This is a genomic window from Pedobacter sp. HDW13, from assembly GCF_011303555.1.
Classification (GTDB): Bacteria; Bacteroidota; Bacteroidia; order Sphingobacteriales; family Sphingobacteriaceae; genus Pedobacter.
This window is the reverse complement of record NZ_CP049868.1, coordinates 481,395-497,873: the sequence shown is the minus strand read 5'-3', so window position 1 is coordinate 497,873 and position 16,479 is coordinate 481,395. Positions and strand designations below refer to the sequence as shown.

Genomic DNA, 16,479 nt, shown 5'->3' with positions numbered 1-16,479 from the left:
TCCAATGAAATTAGCAGCGCCAATTAGATTAGAAACTATTTTTCCTTTTTTGATAATATTACTTGTTGTAACGGTTACATTTTCTCCCGTACATATGCTCGGCTTTGCTTCTGCAGATGATCATTGGCAATTATTACACAACCCATTAGTAAGTAATAGCCCAATGGATTTCAGCTACTGGAAAACATTAATCATAAGTTATAACCGCAATCAGTATTCTCCTTTTAATACCCTCTGTGATAACCTTATTTTTAGAATCAATCAGTTCGACCCTTATTATTATCATTTATTTTCACTTTTGCTGCATATCACAAATTCTATTTTGATCCTGGTGTTAAGCAAAAAACTCTTAGCATTATTTAAACAACCTGAAAATTTATATACCCCATTTCTCTGTGCGATGATTTGGGCGATACATCCCTTAAATGTAGAATCTGTAACCTGGATTGCCGCATCCAAAGTATTGTTATTCTCCTTTTTCACTCTCGCCTCTATCCTAACATTTATTAATGCCATTGAACAAAACAGTATTAAGAACTACCTTCTAACTTTTCTATTTTTCTTACTTTCTTTTTTATCAAAAGAACAAGCTGTTACTACGCCTGTATTACTTTTTGCGCTGTGGATTTCAATCAAACATCATGACGAGCATATTAAATTTAATCCTAAGTTGCTCTGGTTTATTTGTGTATTTTGCTTGGCTACCCTTGTTTTTTGTTTAATTACAATTAGAGCGAATGGCGTTGAGATCTCTAAAATGTCTAGATACCCTTTTCATCAGCGATTTTTTTTAGCATTTTATTGCTTGTTTTTCTATTTATTTAATTTGATTGCCCCAATAGGGCTTCATTATCATTATCCATTTCCGATGAAAGCAGGAGAAGCACTTCCTGCTATTTATTATGCTTATTCAATTATCTTTCTAGCTATTTGTTTTTCTTTTCTCTATAAACAAAAAATCAAACTCAATTGGTTAGTTATTTTTTGCATCGCTGCCGCGTTGATTGAACTTTCTCTATGTATACAGATTGTTCCTCTTACACGACCTGCTATTGTGGCTGATAGATATATGTATCTCCCTTCATTTTTTTTAATATTTGCTATTATTTACGTAGTTAATAATTTGGTAACTAATCGAAAATACAGAAACATCTTATTTTCATTGACACTACTCTATATTGGATTTTTAGCTTGCTATAGCAACCAACTCACCCTACAATGGATCAAAAATACAATTCACTCTTTATGAACCTAAACTCACCTTCTCGACTATTTACCCTCATATTCTCAGTGCTTGTTACTATTTCTTTATGCTATTTAGCCCTAAAGAAAGGTGTAGCTAGTCCTCCCATAGTAGAAATTTGCAAGGATAAAAATGCTGCAATTACTAAAGGTCAAATTGCGGATAACCGGACTATGTTCTACGATAATTATGTAAAATTGGTATTATATAATGAAAATAAGCTAATTGGTTTGAATGTCAAAGTTCAAGATACTTCTTTTAAGAAGATTTCTTTAAGAGATTTAATCAGCAAAAAAAAGACCGTAATTTTTAGGTATTCGTGGAATGACTGTGACCTATGCATAGGCGCAGTGACCAAGGTAATCAATCAACTAAAAAATACTGGCACACAGATACTGATTATCACAGATTCTTATTCTGACAATGACTTTTTGACCAAGGCCAAACACTCTACCTCAAAACTGCCAATTTATTCATTACTTGATGAAAAAAAAGGGTTAAATCTCCCATTGGAACATATGGGCATACCTTTCCTATTTACAGTAAGCCCTCAAGGTATCACTTCTCGGATCTTCATACCATTTAAAGAGCATCCTAAACAAATAAGCGAATACCTCAACTTTATTACACAATGAAATTGTTAACATGTAACCTCCCCACCTTTCATAAATCTTAAAATAATTATTATGATTAAAAAAATCCGTTTAATTGGTTTCATTGCTATTGCCTTGGCGTTCGTAATGAACATAGTACTGATGCCTAAAAAGGTATCGGCACAAACGAATACCTCTCTCAATTCAGAGTGTGTAGTTTCAGTACAAACACAGTATGGAACACAACTTGCGAGTTCCACAGTTCAGAACTGCGGAACCTGTGTATGGTACACCGTTGAGTTTGATGAACATGGGAATGCTTTTTATCAAGAGCACTCATCTAATGCAGTCGTTTCACTAAATCAATGTGTTTATAAGGGAGGGAGTGGGACTTGCCAACAACAGTATGTAAGCAGTGTCAACTGCCCTGAAGGTGTGGATACAAGTAAACCGTTACCAGATACGGATACAGATACTGACACAGATACCCTTTATTAATAATAGCTACAAAATTTCAATCCTGCAAGGCGGAATTAGGGAGGCGACCAAATTGCAGGATTAACTTATACATATGGTTTTTAAACCGTCTATTTTATTCAGCTCCATAAAATCAAAGTTTTCTCTTACAAGTTACTCCAAAACTCCATTATTGCTTTCATCAGAATAGTAGAACGTCTTGGCGATAATCAAATAATTATTTCAAGCCATAAAGTATTACTTGATGAAACAGCTTTCCGGTACTGTCCATTCCTTCTAATAAAATTTGATGTTTGCCTACTTGATTTGCATTTAAATAATCTATTTTGATATTACCATTTTTATCTGGGCTCAAATTTGGATTCCAATATAGGGTGGTACGCAAATCTGGTTCTTGTTTGTTGTTTTTTACCTCATACTTGGGAGAATAAAATTCTCGGTTAACCGAATAGCCCAATTTAGTAATAGTCAACATTCCTGGTGGCGTATCTTTTCTGTAGTTTTCATAAGTAATGGTTTTATCTTTCATGTAAATTACCATATATGCAGTAAGTGGAGCTCTACTTATATAATTATCTATTCTCTCTATTTGATTGACAGGTAATCTTGAGAGGTCAAAATTTTCATCCATATAAGTGTCATTAACTACCGTACCCAATTCAACTTCAATGAAAGGTGGTGTTCCTCCATTTGTTCCCAACATAAAATAAGCCCTGAGAACGCCACGTTCACTATTTTTTAAATATGCCCCACCACTGACATGATTCCCCAGATAGTCAGTAATGTCTTCGTAGCCTTTTAAGTCCTTTGGTAATATTGTTTGTACTATATTGCCAGTATTCACAGGTTGACCATTTGGAAAGTAAAAGGCCCGTCTTTGAGTTATGTTTACTTCTTTAAGCATGATGCCGTCTTTTTTCTGTGTCGATTTCAATTGTTGTTGGTAAAAATTTTCGGTTTGGTTCAGGTATGTATGCATACCTGCCCTCAAACTACTTTCGAAAAGGGTATCGGTAGTTTGTGCTTTTTCGGTAAACAATTGCGGAGCTATATTATCCAACTTCACTGCTACGAAAGACTGTCCGCTTGCTACTTTAGCCCGCACCACAAACTTTGCCGTGTCCACAAACATCTTATTAAAAGCAAAATGACCCTGACCGTCAGTTTCGGTCTCGTCTATGTCCAGTTGACCTGTCCTTAACAAAATCACCTTCACTTTGGCCAAAGGCTGATTCTTTTTGGTCACCGTGCCGCTAATCCTGATTGCCTTTTCTGCAGGAAACTTTGGCTCGCTTAAACTATCCAATTTTTTCCAATTTATTTTCCTCCAGCCTTGGATAAGTAGTAGGTTATCCAACTTTACTCTTGTTTCTGCATCATCATTTTCCAAATAATGGTTGGCTTTTTCTATATGTCCACGTAAATCTGCCGACAACAACATGGTTGTCAGTATATTGTCTCCGGTTACAGTATCGGGTTTTATAACATTGGTATTGGTTACCGAAACGGAAAAAGAACCCTGCACTGGCTGCCCATTATTGGTTACACCCAAGTTTAATGTGGTCGCTTCTCTAGTTTTGTAACTTTCCTTCAGCCCGTTTACCATCAGGGTCAGTTTTTCTTTTTGATTTGGGTGTATAAAAGTTATACGTTCGCAAACAGGTTGCTGATCTGCAAATAGCGTAAACTGCATTACTCCCGCTGGCAATTTGTCTTTGGCAATGTTCAACACTTTCAGTTGGCTATCGCTGGCAATTGGGAGGCTGAAAGCTACGTTACCGTTCTGTTGGCCTAACAGAAACAAATCGCCCTTGCCCAACAAATCGGCACTGATCAGTACCTTTATTTTTAGATTTGCTGTATCGACATTGTTGATCATCACCCCATAACCACTTGGTAGTACTTTGGGCATGGGATATAATTTTACCGCACCATTGGGCAATTTAAGTTGGGCACGGTAATCCATATTCGCTTCGGGCGTGAACAGGAAACTCCCCATACCTAGATAGCTCTTGCCCAAGGTAGTTACTTCGTTGTTGTCCCTATCCAATATTACACCGCTCACTTCTACACCCAAGCCATTGGGGCCTATGGCTTTATAGCCAATCTTGCTTGGCAGGCCGGCTACTAGGTTTCCACCCTCTGGCACAAATTGTACATCTGTCGCTGGTTTTTCGTTTGCCAATGTCAAAACATCCTTGGCTGCTGGCGGTTGTTTAACCACTTCGGTTTTCTGAGTCTTTATCCGGCTGGCAATCGCGAATGTTTTTTCGAAGAAGAAGTCTGCGCCCATGTTCCGCATCAGTTGGGTGTACGCCCTTATGCAGTATTGGCCCGTGGCCAAACTATCTGTCAGTTTAAAATCGCCCCAAGAGATACCGTTGACCATTGGTAGGGTTCTTTTTTGTAGGATGATGTGCTGTGCATCGAACAGTTCCACATATAAAGTGCCGCTGTTAGTGCTAGGCTGCAACGTGGTAGCATCCAGGACATAGGCTTTGAACCAGATGTCATCGCCACTGGCATAAAATGGCTTATCGAAATGAAGATGCACTTTTTCTTGGGGGTGGGCAGCTACATAACGGTCTAGGTTTTTTAACAGACTATCAGCATTCATTGCTTTTTGGGCGTGTGAATAAAATGCATTAAAAAACAGCAAAAAGAAAATTACCTTCTTAAGGATAGGTTTGTTCATAACGGGCAGTAGTATGTTTACCAATAGAGGTTAACAATTATTTAGGAAATTTTTGCTGTTTTAAAAGAAAAGTTCTTTTGAACGAAAAAATTTATGGTTTGTACGATAACAACATTCAAAATAAATGCGATGGTGACATTTATTTTAGCTATGATTAAGAAATCGAGCAGGTAAATAGAAATCAATACATTTAATATCGTAGTCAAGAAATAACGGAAAAACTGTCGTTGTTCATTCGCCTCCTTTGTGACGAAAACATAACTTCTATTTAAAAAATAACCAACAAAAATGGTAATCGAAAGCGAGGAAAGCAGGGCAAGCGTATGAGGCTTAACAGGGTGAAAGTTGTCTTTATACAAAAAGAAGTACGAACTGTGAAAAATACAGAAATTTAAAAAAAAGCAGACTCCGCCTACTGCCAAAAATCGGTAAACCTCTTTGGTCATTACTTTTTTAAATAGAGGAAAAAAAATATCTAGTGTTTTTGAAATGATTTTATCCATATTAACTACATTAGCCAGAAGCAACCCATCTTTAAAAAATCGAAATATGTTCAACTTTGTTAAACCACATCAGGATAAAATTAAGTCCAATTACATCAATTTAATCGGCATTTTTTTTGTTTGCGTTTCTCTATATGCAATATACATTTTATTCAAGGAAAACAAAAACAGGGATTATGGCCCAGGTAGTTTGCCGTTTAAAAATACAACTACTGCTGATGAAGAAGCCAATTTTTTGAATATTTACAAAAACCTTATTGTCACATCAGATGGTAAAGTGTTAGATCGTAACATTTTGCTAAATGATAGCAATAACCAACAAATTTCATTTGCTAAGCTAATCTCCTCTAAGGGAAATTGTGTTGTATTAAGAGCTGGCTTAGGTGACAAATATCGACTAAGCCACTTTTTTTCGTTATTAAACCCATTGAAAAACAAAAAGAATATTTTACTAATACTGGACAGGGCACCTCATAAAAAAACAATTTTGAAGTTATCTAAAGAAATAAAAATTTACTATTTACAAAGCATCTATCAAAGTTTTAATATTCCTTTGGAAGGTAAAGGGCTTCCTTATTTTTTTCAGATAGATAGTACTCTTAAAATTTCAAAAATATTGGTTCCTTTTGAAGATTCGCCTACGCTAACAATTAGGTATTTAGATAAATTTTCACCAGATCAAAATCGTGTATTTATCCCACCCAACCGCCATTAATAAACTGAACATACAAAAAAACCTGTAGGCAAATGGTTAGGAGATACAATGGCATAAAAGTCTTGTGTTTTTCCAATTTTAAAAAGGTGAGTTGAAAGAAAAATAAGAGGTAAAAACAGCTCATTGCAAAATAATTGGTGAGATCCGTAAAAAAAAACACCAAACAGATTGCCAAAAAAAATGCGGTTAAATCAGATTTATTGTAGTTGATTCTAAATAGGTAATTCATCAAAACAATATAAAATGGGGTGCATAAAACATGTCTGTTGATACTCCAAATGTTTGTTCCACTTTTCATATCATAAAAAGTAAAGAAGACATCAATTAGAGTAACTATACTGATATAGCCTAAACTAAAAACCAACGATTTAGGTAAATCTATTTTTTCTTTTGGTACTATAATTTTGACAATAAAATACTTGGTGGCAATATATATGGCAATTAACCCAATTACCAAAGCAATAGCATCCAAAAAAATGATTTCATCTGCTATATAAGTGGTGAAAGGGAGACGAGGCCAGATGAAATTCCTTTTCCAATATTTTTGCACACCCAAAAAGTACAAAAACTTTCCTGTTTGTATGTACTGTAAATATGCTGATAACACCATACCACAAAGCGCAGCAAATACACTCTTCAATATTGCCATCAGTTTATTCTTAACTGTGCCATGGTTTGTCATCAGTTCAGTAAAGATGATCAAAGGGATAAAAATTGTAGTCACCGCACGCGTAAGGGAAATGATAAAAAAACCGCTGTTTTTAACTAAAGAGTTTTCCCCATCGTAACCATAAATCAATAAAAATCCTGATAGAAAGAACAATGCCTCTGAATAGGGTAATGCAAAAAAAATGAAAGAGCCAGTACTTAGCAACAAAAAAATTTGATGCTTTGATAAGTTAAGAAATCTAACCAAGGCTACAAAAGCACCTATAAAGACAAATAAGTTAATTATACTAATCCCTACCAACCCTACGCCGAACAATTTCCAAAAGGCAGGAAAAAGTGGAAAAAAAGCTAAATTACAGGTTCTATTTGCTAAATAAACGTATCCTTTCTCAGCTATTGACTGGTACCAGTAGGCATCCCAATTTAAGAGACCGGACGGAAAATTTTCAAATGTATCCAGTTTGAGTATAAACACCAACACCAATGTCAGGCTTACAAGCAGAAGGTGTATCGCAACGGCAAAAAGTCCTTTTTTCATTGATATTGTTTTGCTGAAGCCATACCGCTAAAATATCATAAATAAATGAAGGCAGAAAGATTTTTGCTAGCTAAGTGGGGATTTAGCAATAGTATCCACCTGTTTTCGCTCAATGAAAGAAGAAGCAATTGCAAGATTTGATTATCCTGAGGAACTTAAGGAAAAACTGATAGAGCTGGTGGTTTACCAGAACTATTCCTTTTCTTTTCAAACGATCCAATCCTGGTAAGCCATTTAGTTTAAAACATTGGATCCAGTTCCGCAATGTCCGAACAGGAATATTCCCTATTTGAGAAATGACTTTAGCAGAAACCTCTTTTTCCAGTACCGGATAGATCAGCCGGTATTTATCAAGTGAAGATAGCTTTTCCATATCTTAAAAATCTATAGATAAAATACGGTATAAGAAAGTTACGAATTATAATTTAAACGTTCATATACTATTTATTAGATAAATATCAAGTCTTAAACACTCATAAATATTAAAATAAAATTATAATTTTAGGTTTTTACCTAATTCATTAAAATGAGAAGAACAATTGCTTATCTGCGTGTATCTACCATTGACCAAAACCTAGAAAAGAATAAAGCCGATATCTTACATTTAGCGAATGATAAGGATCTAGGTAAGATTGAATTTATTGAAGAAAAAGTTTCGGGTAAAATACCCTGGAGGTTACGTAACATTGGTTCTATTTTCGAAGATATTAAAAAAGACGACACGATACTGCTCAGCGAATTTTCCCAGGCTTGGCCGCAGTATGCTCGAATGTATGGAAATTATTTCTATTGCAGTGGAAAAAGGTATCAAGATTTACACAGTGAAAGGTGGGTGGCAGCTTGATGATTCGATACTGAGCAAGATTATGGCCATGGTCTTTTCGATGGCAGCCGAAATTGAACGGGACCTGATTAGTAAACGAACAAAGGAGGCACTTGAGGCGGTTAAAAAGTCTGGTATAAAACTGGGCAGGCCGAGAGGTCCGGATAAAAGTAAACTGGATATTTTCCAGCCTGAGATAGAAGCACTATTGGCTAATGGGTCGACCCAAAAATTTATAGCAGTCAGGTATAACGTTACCGAACCCACACTTTCCAACTGGATAAAAAAAACAAAATTCGAGGTAAATCGACTTATGTATATCTATAAAGACTCGTCACGATAACATATTTGATCATATTATATATGCGTCTGGATAAAAAAATGTATTAGTTTGGTTTTGTTATATTCTTATTTTTCATTTCCTTTGATTACTCGCGTCTGTAAAACAATTAATTATGAAAAAATTATTATTATTTATTTCCCTAATTTCTATATCTGCTATTGCAAATGCAAATACTAACACAGCTAACAATGTAGGCATAAATACTGGATTTGTTGCACAAGTTATCCATGTTACTTCCGTATCCTGGTGTGGTACGGTCGCAAGATATGATTATACACCTAAAGATGGAATGTCAGAGCAGCAGATTGATAATGAAATTGCCCTGATCAATTCTGTTATTGAAAACAATACCTGCCCTACAACATATTTTGTTTAGGCTTAAAACGATTTATAAATAACCAAATATTAATCCGGATGCGAGTATCTAACATTATGAAAAAAACACTATATACCACCTTTATTTTTATTTTGCCTATACTGGGTTTTTGTCAGCAGGTTCATGACCAAACCAAAATCGTTGTGGATTACATTTTTACTTTGCCGTCTTCTGATCAACATTCAGCAGCAAAAACACAGGTAAACACACAACTTTTGATCGGAAGCACTTCATCTCTCTACCGGGCCGAGCCGAAGGCTAAGTCCGGACAGTCTAAAATTGAACAGAATAATGGCGGTACCGAGCTAAAGTTCAAGTCCAATATGCCGAATATTCAACAGTACCTAAGAAATTATGATCCACAAAAAAAGGACCTTGTTGGTTCTGTGCTTGTCAAACCCTATTACTGGGAGCAAGACAAAACTACTTTGAAATGGGAAATACTTAAAGAAAAACAACTAATTGCCGGGTACAATTGTACAAAAGCAAAGATGTTTTCAGAACGCTCACAGAAATACTTTTTAGCCTGGTTTACCGCAGACATACCTTTCCCTACCGGCCCGTCAAATGCCGGAGGACTTCCAGGACTGATATTAAAATTTGAAAGTGAAGATAAGACGTTGGGCTGGGAAGCCGTAAAAGTTTCTAAGCCTAATGAAACCAACAAGATCGTATGGTTTGACAAGGATGTCCAAAAAACAACAAAAGCCGATTTTGATAGGGCAATGGAAGCTTATCGTAAGGACCCCCAGCTTATTATAAACCAAATGAACATAAAAGGAACTGTGAGCGGGCTAAAAGTTCAGTAATTCAATAAACAAAGATTGTAACCTGATCCAAATCTTTATCATTTTATGATAACAGGCAGTATCGTCAATCAAAAAATCCCAGACTATAGGCGTTCACTTCTCATATTGTCCAGATTTCTAAATCTATATTGTATTAAATCCCCATCACAAAACCTAAAAATGGGAAAAGTCGATGAAAGAAAAGGTTTTTGTCAATACTGCCATTAAATTTTGTATAGCCTTTATGTGCTTGTTTATTTCAATGGGTAATGTAAGGGGACAAATTATCTCCGGGGAAGTAGCCTCTGAAAAGGGTGGCGTGATTCAAAATGCAAACGTAGTGGCGATGGATTCTTTGGGGAATACCATAGGATATTCATTCACGGATAGTAAAGGAGTCTATAAGTTAAAAGTTATAGAAAATAGAATGCCATTTATCCTAAACGTTTACGCATTCAACTTCGAAAGTATCACCCGGAAGATTTTCAAAATAACAACAAGGGAAGATTTCACCCTTAAAGTGAAAGCAATAGATTTAAAAGAGGTAAACGTCAAGGCTCCGCCGGTTTCATCTAAAGGGGATACGATCAGTTATGACGTAGACTTTTTCAAAAAAGCACAAAACCGCGTTATTGGAGATGTTTTGAAAAACATACCCGGCATAGACATAGACGCGAAAGGCCAAATCAGTTACAATGGAATGGCCATCAATAAATTCTACATAGATGGTGATGATATATTAGGGGGCAGGTACAACCTTGCAGAGAATACAATTCCTGCTGACATGGTTGAGAAGGTACAGATACTTGAGAGGCACCAGCCTATAGCAGTTTTACGTAATGTTGCCCCATCAATAAGTCCTGCTTTAAACCTTAAACTTAAAACAACAGCGAAGTTTAGACTGGTCGGCGAGGCAGAGATCGGAGTAGGAACAAAAAATAATTTTTTGGCCAATGCGAATACCATGTTGCTTAAACAAAAGTTTAAGACCATTAATAGAATAGGATTTAACAGCACCGCTCTTGTTTACAGCGAAGAGCTCATAGATCATTCATTAAATGCATATCTGGATAGGAATAATACCCCTTTTTCTACACCGATATATGCCACCCAAAATCTTGTGACCCCGGAAATTGGCCTTTCAAGATGGTTTACAAATTATAGTGGCATTGCTAACATCAACACATTAATAAATTTAGCTGAAAAGCAGGTTTTACGTATCAATATTGGGTACGTCCCTGAAAAAAATAAAAGAGCATATTCTTTTGAAAATAACTATTTTTCACCCAATGGTTTTGTAAAACAGTTTGAATCCCAGGATTTGCAAAATAGCCTCAATACCATAAGGACAAATTTTGAATTCGAAAAGAATTCCGAACAGGTTTATGTTCAAAATAAGTTGGTTACTGATTTTGACATCAATAAAGCTGAAGGAAAGTTATATACAGACAGGGGATCTTTACTCCAGCTAGCAAAACAGCGTAATAATAATTTAAATAATACCATAAGCATTATAAAGCTTTTGGGTAGGGGATTGATAGTCAATTTAAGAAATAAGTCCGGATATACCAACAATCCAGAAGACGATTTTATCAGTGATAACTTGTTTATCACAGGTAATTCCATCCCATCCGAAAACCTTCAGCAGCGGATTAAAAAACAAAGCTATTATCTGACAAACAGAGGTTCTATAACCTATGGAACAAAAAACCTAAAGCCTAGCCTGACTTTAGGTTACAATATAGCCAGATCTATATTTGAAAGCAAGTTAAACACAATAGATATAAATACTGAGTATGTAAACAATCTTTCTTTTGTTAAATCACAGAAAATTATTACACCAGGGATCACTTATATGGCAGATAAATTCAGGTTCGAGGCTGCTCTCCCATTAACTTATGAAACTATCAGGTCAACAGATAAACTGCGTGGGAACAGGATCGATACTTCAATATTCAAGCCGCTGGTAAACCTGAACCTAACCTATGCCTTCAAGGGGAAGAATACATTAGGATTGAACTATAATTCTTCACTGAATACATCACAACCGATGGATATATTACAGGGCTCCGTGTTAAAAAATTATCGAACCCTATCAAATAATGATTTTTTTATAGTGATTAACCAAAGTAGGTATGCCGGGCTATACTATCGCTACCAAAACACATTAAAGATTTTCTTTGCATCCATATCATTTGATTATTCGGGTACAAAATCTAATTCGATAACCCAGAATGATATCAGTCCGGGTGGGGTGATCAACTTGAAGCGAATAATGTTGCCTAATAGTATCCATAGATATTCCCTGAAATTAGATGCCAGTAAATATATTTTCGGCTTAAAAACCACTTTAAAACCATCTTTGGTTATCAGTTTATTGAAACAGCCAGTTTTCCAGAACGGTAGTTTATTAAATGGCCTGAACAATAGTATAACTGCAAATATGAGTTTTGATGGCAAGCCTGTTGAGTTTTTTAACTTCAATTTCTTATTCACTTCTACGATTGTAGATGTAAAAACTTTTGCAGGGCAATCAGCAGGCAAATACAGAAATTATTATGGAAGCGGTAAGCTCAACCTGGCCTTCAAACCTAGTCCTAAGTTTATTTGCGAAACCTTTCAAGAGTATCAGTTCTTTAATGGTAACATAGGTAAATCGAAATATTTTATGAGTGATGTTAAACTTACCTACTTAAATAACTCCAGGACATCATTTAACCTCCAACTGATCAATGCTTTTAACAATAAAGATTATACGTTGCAGTATCTGGATGTTTATGCTTCAAGCTTAGAAAACTATCAACTTCGGCCACGTACTTTGTTCTTTTCTGTTAAGTTTATTTTGTAATAGCTTTACATATCAAGTTCAATATTAAATACTAATCTTCCATTATCCATATCTGCCAATATTGGTGACAGTATACCTAAGTAAACAAGTATATAAAAATTAGGCCTTACATTATTAGTTCTTAAATTAAACGGCAAAATACCACTAAAGAATAGTGACATTTTATCGATAAAGTTCACAGGTTAGGTTATGATGTTGGTTTTTCAGAAATTTTTGAAAAACCGTCTAATTCGATTAATTCATTAACAAAGTGGTTCGAATTACGCACTGGCACTGACCCGAGTGGGACAAAGATTTTTTCGAAGATCTTTGTTCTTTTTTTTTTTTTTTTGCCCTAATTCTTTGTTTTTCAGGTAGATCTCCCTCTTCATGTTTTTTATTTGCCTCTTTATATATTTAGGGTGACCACGCTACTATCACGGCCATCGGGGACCATAAACGTCAGCTGAAAACCGAGAGGGAATATGCAGAAAAGAAACTCCTTAGGATCAAAGATCTTTTGATAGAAGGGACCATTACCTCAGAGGAATATCGAGCACACAAGATTGAACTCGAACACAAGGTAGAGCGCTTAGAACGTCAGGAAACGGCGAAACCGATAAAGAAAGGAGAATTTGCAAACCTTGCCGAAAATCTAGTGAACACCTTGGAAAATCTCGAACATCTTATCTGGAGGCTGGAATCGAGGTTAAGCGAGAAATCATCGGAATTTTGTTCCCAGAAAAGCTCGAGTATGAAAACGGGCATTATCGAACACCTAGACTGAATAAAGGAGCTGAGCTAATATATCTGATAAATAGTGATTTAGGAAAAAAAACGAGATAAGCAGTGCTAAAACTGGCTTATCTCGTGAGGTGCTCCACCATGTGCCGTTGACACACACTTTGATTGAGGATATTAGAAAAATAATTTCGTTAACTAATGTCAAAGAGAAAAATAAATTGATGCTAGAAATAGATTTGAAATTTATGTAAATATCTGTTTTATAATTGATTATATTTCTTGTGGTGCGGTAGAGGACATTGTTTTTAAAAGATGGTCAAACTACTTAGCTCAAAATCTAAATGACATCATTTATCGAACATTCATTTTTTGATCGAACTTTTTAAAAAAACGTAAATAAAATCCTCCTTATTTATTAAGGAGGATTTGTAAAATTATAGACTGATAAGACCGTATGTTTTCTACTATAGCATAAGACTTCTTAAAATGGATCTTAATGACTGTTTTAGGAGTAATAATAATTCCTTAAAAGAATATTAAACTATTTTTTTTAAAAATTACTTAATAAATATTTATATATTGGATTTATAAATTAACGTAATGCTCAATCTTTCTCTGCAAGGCTTAAACCGCTTATTATCTAAAAATAAGCGAAAAGGTTTTTTAAAAAATCATTTGGAATTTTTCCAAAGAGTAGGTTTTAGCCCTATATGCAGATGCATCATGCGAAGCATTCATTTACAATAATGAAACAAATTAAATCCATGAAAAAAACAAACATGAAGGGGCTTTTATGTCTGGTATTATTGCTTGGCATCGCATCACTTGTCAACTCCTGTAAGCGAGGCTTTGAACTCGAAAAAAACACACCCTTAGCAATCAGTCAAACCATTTTAAATGCCAAGAGCCATGTGGATTCCCTGATATCACTGCAGGGACCTAATGGCTATATTAAAAAAATGGGTTTCGAGATAAATTGGAACAATGCTACTATCGATAGCGCTGGTAACGTGCGCGTGCCTATGCTTTTTGATTTAAGCAAGTTTAAGCCAAAAGACGGAAAACAAATTACGATTCCTGAAACCAAAACCGTTTACGAACTTTTTATTAAAAAGGACAATGGAGGACGTGAGGTTAGCATCATGCAGTTCATGAATTTAAAGGGAAAATATTACCCCTTACGCTTTAACTTAAATGGAGCGGAATTGACCAAGCTAGGGAGTAGTATTGCCGCAAAGGTTTTAAGTTCAAAATCCAAACAGATGCAATTGGGCAAGGGCGCTTTGCCAGCATTTGATAAAACAATGATAACCGAAAGCGGGTTCATGGAACTTGTTCAGGGAATGTATGGACAAAGCTATTTAGCGGCAATCATATATGAATGCCCGCTTGGGACGATGTTTGAACCAACAACGTGCCTTTGTGATTTTGCAGAGAATGTAGTTAATGGGGCGTTTTATCCGGAAATATTTATGATCATTGCAAGCTCACCCGGTGTTTATCAGGTTGTTCCATATCCATTCTCATTCCATCCATCAGAAATTACCGCCGATCCTGAATATCCAGAGGAACCGATTGGTGGAGGCACGGGGAATGTAGATTGTGCAGGAGTTAAGGGAGGAACTGCTTATGTGAGTGATTGCGGTTGCATTGGCGGTACAACAGGAATTTCGAATTGCTATACCGAATGTGGTCCCAACACAAATGTTACCATCACTTGGAATGCCGCAAACAGTAGTACTAATAGTTCCACTGCAACATCCACAACCGTAGAAACTCCGTTTGTCGTAGAGTATGAGGCATGTGCCGATAATGCAAACGCCGTTTGGAGATTAAGGGTTAAGAGTATCACCGGCGGTGTAAATATTACCATAGGAAACGGATCAATGAGAGATCCATTTGCTAACCCTCCCGTAAATCAAGCCGAGGCCTATGCGGCGGTCACTGAAATGAAAGCGCATTATACAAATGGCACCAGGGGCCTTTGGTTTACCAATGCAGCAATTATGGCTCATGAAAATTATCACTATAGTGAATGGAAATGTTCTTCAGAAAAGTATTGGCCAGCTGTAGAAACCGATTTGGAAAATTTGACAGTTCCCTTGAGCTCTTATTCAAATGCTTCAAGTGCCTTAACAGCATTATTAGCCCTTGGAGCAGCCACGAAGATAGATAATTTTAAGAACCAGGCACGTAGTTATTGGTTTAGCCTTTCGGATGGACCTAGTTCCCAGGTTATGGCTGCCGGGCAATTAGTTTTAAATGGGGCGATACTCCATGTCCAACATTTAGCTTCAATAAATGGATGGATAGTTCCAAGTGGCACAGACTCCCCAAGCACAGGAAGTAGCCCATGTTATGTACCTTAATATTAATTATAAATAAATTTAACCTTAACTTCGTATTATGAAAAAGATGATAGTATTATTGGCTTTTACCGTTTTAAGCTTTTCTTCATTTGCCCAGAATAGTTTAACAAATAAAACTTCGCAAATTAGCCTAACAATAGATAGTGAAAATAAAAACGCTGTAAAAAGCGATGGATTATTAATAAAGGCCCACTTTAATAATTTGAGAAATGAAACCGTAAAACTTCTTGACCTTTTCGATCCTGAAGGAATTTTCTTCTCAATAACCATTACAAAAGAAGATGGAAATATTATAAGTCCCTCAGGAGCCGGCAAAATGGATTTTGGCAAAGCAAACAAGTTTAAATATATTGAGATTTCACAAAGTAGCTCATATACAAAAGTCTTAAATATAAGTGCAACATTAAAAAAACAGGGTATATCATTGGCTCCAGGTAAATACAAGATAAAAATTTCATACCATAACCAATATGGCTCGGATTGTATTAAAGGGTGGTTTAACAGTAATGAGATACCATTTGTTATTAATTAAAAATTTGTCCTCAGGCAGGAATGCCACTTCATAGGATAATAAAAAAGCGAAACGGGTTCATAAACCTGTTTCGCTTTTTTATTATAGCATAAGATAATATCAGCGGTGCTACGGCGAGGGAAATATAAAGATCGGGCGGGAGCAGCTCTATAATCGTATAAGGTTTCATGGGCTATTAATACCTATAATCCCTAGAAGGTGCGCTGTCAGGACCGCTGATTCTAATCACGCTTTAAAACTTTAA

14 protein-coding genes are annotated in these 16,479 nt (G+C 35.8%); 11 read left to right on the top strand and 3 right to left on the bottom strand.

The features are described 5' to 3' along the window. The first annotated feature begins 4 nt into the window (after positions 1-4). Genes G7074_RS02145 through G7074_RS02135 form a run of 3 tightly spaced genes read left to right on the top strand, consistent with a single transcriptional unit; the run spans position 5 to position 2,334 of the window. The gene (locus tag G7074_RS02145) at positions 5-1,249 is read left to right on the top strand and encodes a glycosyltransferase family 39 protein (RefSeq protein WP_124562486.1); all 1,245 of its coding nucleotides are present in this window, start codon (positions 5-7) and stop codon (positions 1,247-1,249) included. Next, positions 1,219-1,878: a redoxin domain-containing protein gene (locus G7074_RS02140; RefSeq protein WP_166206521.1), complete on the top strand. Its 660-nt coding sequence runs from the start codon at positions 1,219-1,221 to the stop codon at positions 1,876-1,878. Before G7074_RS02145 ends, G7074_RS02140 begins: the two co-directional genes overlap by 31 nt. A gap of 51 nt (positions 1,879-1,929) precedes the next feature. Continuing rightward, positions 1,930-2,334 (top strand): hypothetical protein, encoded by a 405-nt coding sequence (locus tag G7074_RS02135; RefSeq protein ID WP_124562484.1) that lies wholly within the window; start codon positions 1,930-1,932, stop codon positions 2,332-2,334. Between the two features lie 196 nt (positions 2,335-2,530). Here the strand turns inward: G7074_RS02135 and G7074_RS02130 are convergent, their stop codons facing one another. Together G7074_RS02130 and G7074_RS02125 are read right to left on the bottom strand one after the other, a co-directional pair. Further along, the gene (locus tag G7074_RS02130; protein ID WP_166206518.1) at positions 2,531-4,972 is read right to left on the bottom strand and encodes a carboxypeptidase-like regulatory domain-containing protein; all 2,442 of its coding nucleotides are present in this window, start codon (positions 4,970-4,972) and stop codon (positions 2,531-2,533) included. A 77-nt stretch (positions 4,973-5,049) separates the two neighbouring features. After that, the gene (locus tag G7074_RS02125; RefSeq protein WP_166206515.1) at positions 5,050-5,511 is read right to left on the bottom strand and encodes a GtrA family protein; all 462 of its coding nucleotides are present in this window, start codon (positions 5,509-5,511) and stop codon (positions 5,050-5,052) included. 46 nt (positions 5,512-5,557) lie between these two features. Here G7074_RS02125 and G7074_RS02120 point away from each other — a divergent pair, with 46 nt between their 5' ends. Further along, complete coding sequence (locus tag G7074_RS02120; RefSeq protein WP_124562481.1) at positions 5,558-6,226, top strand: hypothetical protein; 669 nt, start codon at positions 5,558-5,560, stop codon at positions 6,224-6,226. Here G7074_RS02120 and G7074_RS02115 read toward each other — a convergent pair. After that, the gene (locus tag G7074_RS02115) at positions 6,204-7,433 is read right to left on the bottom strand and encodes a hypothetical protein (protein WP_124562480.1); all 1,230 of its coding nucleotides are present in this window, start codon (positions 7,431-7,433) and stop codon (positions 6,204-6,206) included. The genes G7074_RS02120 and G7074_RS02115 overlap by 23 nt on opposite strands. 526 nt (positions 7,434-7,959) lie before the next feature. Between G7074_RS02115 and G7074_RS26920 the strand changes: the two genes are divergently transcribed. From G7074_RS26920 to G7074_RS02080, 7 genes are all read left to right on the top strand, one after another. Beyond that, the gene (locus tag G7074_RS26920; protein WP_240916451.1) at positions 7,960-8,277 is read left to right on the top strand and encodes a recombinase family protein; all 318 of its coding nucleotides are present in this window, start codon (positions 7,960-7,962) and stop codon (positions 8,275-8,277) included. Further along, positions 8,228-8,599: a recombinase family protein gene (locus tag G7074_RS26915; RefSeq protein ID WP_240916450.1), complete on the top strand. Its 372-nt coding sequence runs from the start codon at positions 8,228-8,230 to the stop codon at positions 8,597-8,599. The genes G7074_RS26920 and G7074_RS26915 overlap by 50 nt, the downstream gene beginning before the upstream one ends. A 112-nt stretch (positions 8,600-8,711) precedes the next feature. Continuing rightward, positions 8,712-8,975 carry a hypothetical protein gene (locus tag G7074_RS02100; protein WP_124562478.1) on the top strand — a complete coding sequence of 88 codons (264 nt, stop codon included), beginning with the start codon at positions 8,712-8,714 and terminating at the stop codon, positions 8,973-8,975. Positions 8,976-9,031: 56 nt separating this feature from the next. Then, the gene (locus G7074_RS02095; protein WP_158674135.1) at positions 9,032-9,784 is read left to right on the top strand and encodes a GLPGLI family protein; all 753 of its coding nucleotides are present in this window, start codon (positions 9,032-9,034) and stop codon (positions 9,782-9,784) included. Between the two features lie 172 nt (positions 9,785-9,956). Next, complete coding sequence (locus tag G7074_RS02090; protein ID WP_166206512.1) at positions 9,957-12,611, top strand: Plug and carboxypeptidase regulatory-like domain-containing protein; 2,655 nt, start codon at positions 9,957-9,959, stop codon at positions 12,609-12,611. A gap of 1,487 nt (positions 12,612-14,098) precedes the next feature. After that, positions 14,099-15,703: a hypothetical protein gene (locus G7074_RS02085; protein ID WP_166206508.1), complete on the top strand. Its 1,605-nt coding sequence runs from the start codon at positions 14,099-14,101 to the stop codon at positions 15,701-15,703. Between the two features lie 37 nt (positions 15,704-15,740). Further along, positions 15,741-16,235, top strand: a complete 495-nt coding sequence (locus G7074_RS02080; RefSeq protein WP_166206505.1) for a hypothetical protein — start codon at positions 15,741-15,743, stop codon at positions 16,233-16,235. The last annotated feature ends 244 nt before the right edge of the window (positions 16,236-16,479 follow it).

Excerpts from the sequence above, each read along its gene's own strand:
- G7074_RS02145 (WP_124562486.1), top strand. The coding sequence starts at position 5 with ATGAAATTAGCAGCGCCAATTAGATTAGAAACTATTTTTCCTTTTTTG.
- G7074_RS02140 (WP_166206521.1), top strand. The coding sequence starts at position 1,219 with ATGGATCAAAAATACAATTCACTCTTTATGAACCTAAACTCACCTTCT.
- G7074_RS02135 (WP_124562484.1), top strand. The coding sequence starts at position 1,930 with ATGATTAAAAAAATCCGTTTAATTGGTTTCATTGCTATTGCCTTGGCG.
- G7074_RS02125 (WP_166206515.1), bottom strand. The coding sequence starts at position 5,511 with ATGGATAAAATCATTTCAAAAACACTAGATATTTTTTTTCCTCTATTT.
- G7074_RS02120 (WP_124562481.1), top strand. The coding sequence starts at position 5,558 with ATGTTCAACTTTGTTAAACCACATCAGGATAAAATTAAGTCCAATTAC.
- G7074_RS02115 (WP_124562480.1), bottom strand. The coding sequence starts at position 7,433 with ATGAAAAAAGGACTTTTTGCCGTTGCGATACACCTTCTGCTTGTAAGC.
- G7074_RS26920 (WP_240916451.1), top strand. The coding sequence starts at position 7,960 with ATGAGAAGAACAATTGCTTATCTGCGTGTATCTACCATTGACCAAAAC.
- G7074_RS02100 (WP_124562478.1), top strand. The coding sequence starts at position 8,712 with ATGAAAAAATTATTATTATTTATTTCCCTAATTTCTATATCTGCTATT.
- G7074_RS02095 (WP_158674135.1), top strand. The coding sequence starts at position 9,032 with ATGAAAAAAACACTATATACCACCTTTATTTTTATTTTGCCTATACTG.
- G7074_RS02090 (WP_166206512.1), top strand. The coding sequence starts at position 9,957 with ATGAAAGAAAAGGTTTTTGTCAATACTGCCATTAAATTTTGTATAGCC.
- G7074_RS02085 (WP_166206508.1), top strand. The coding sequence starts at position 14,099 with ATGAAAAAAACAAACATGAAGGGGCTTTTATGTCTGGTATTATTGCTT.
- G7074_RS02080 (WP_166206505.1), top strand. The coding sequence starts at position 15,741 with ATGAAAAAGATGATAGTATTATTGGCTTTTACCGTTTTAAGCTTTTCT.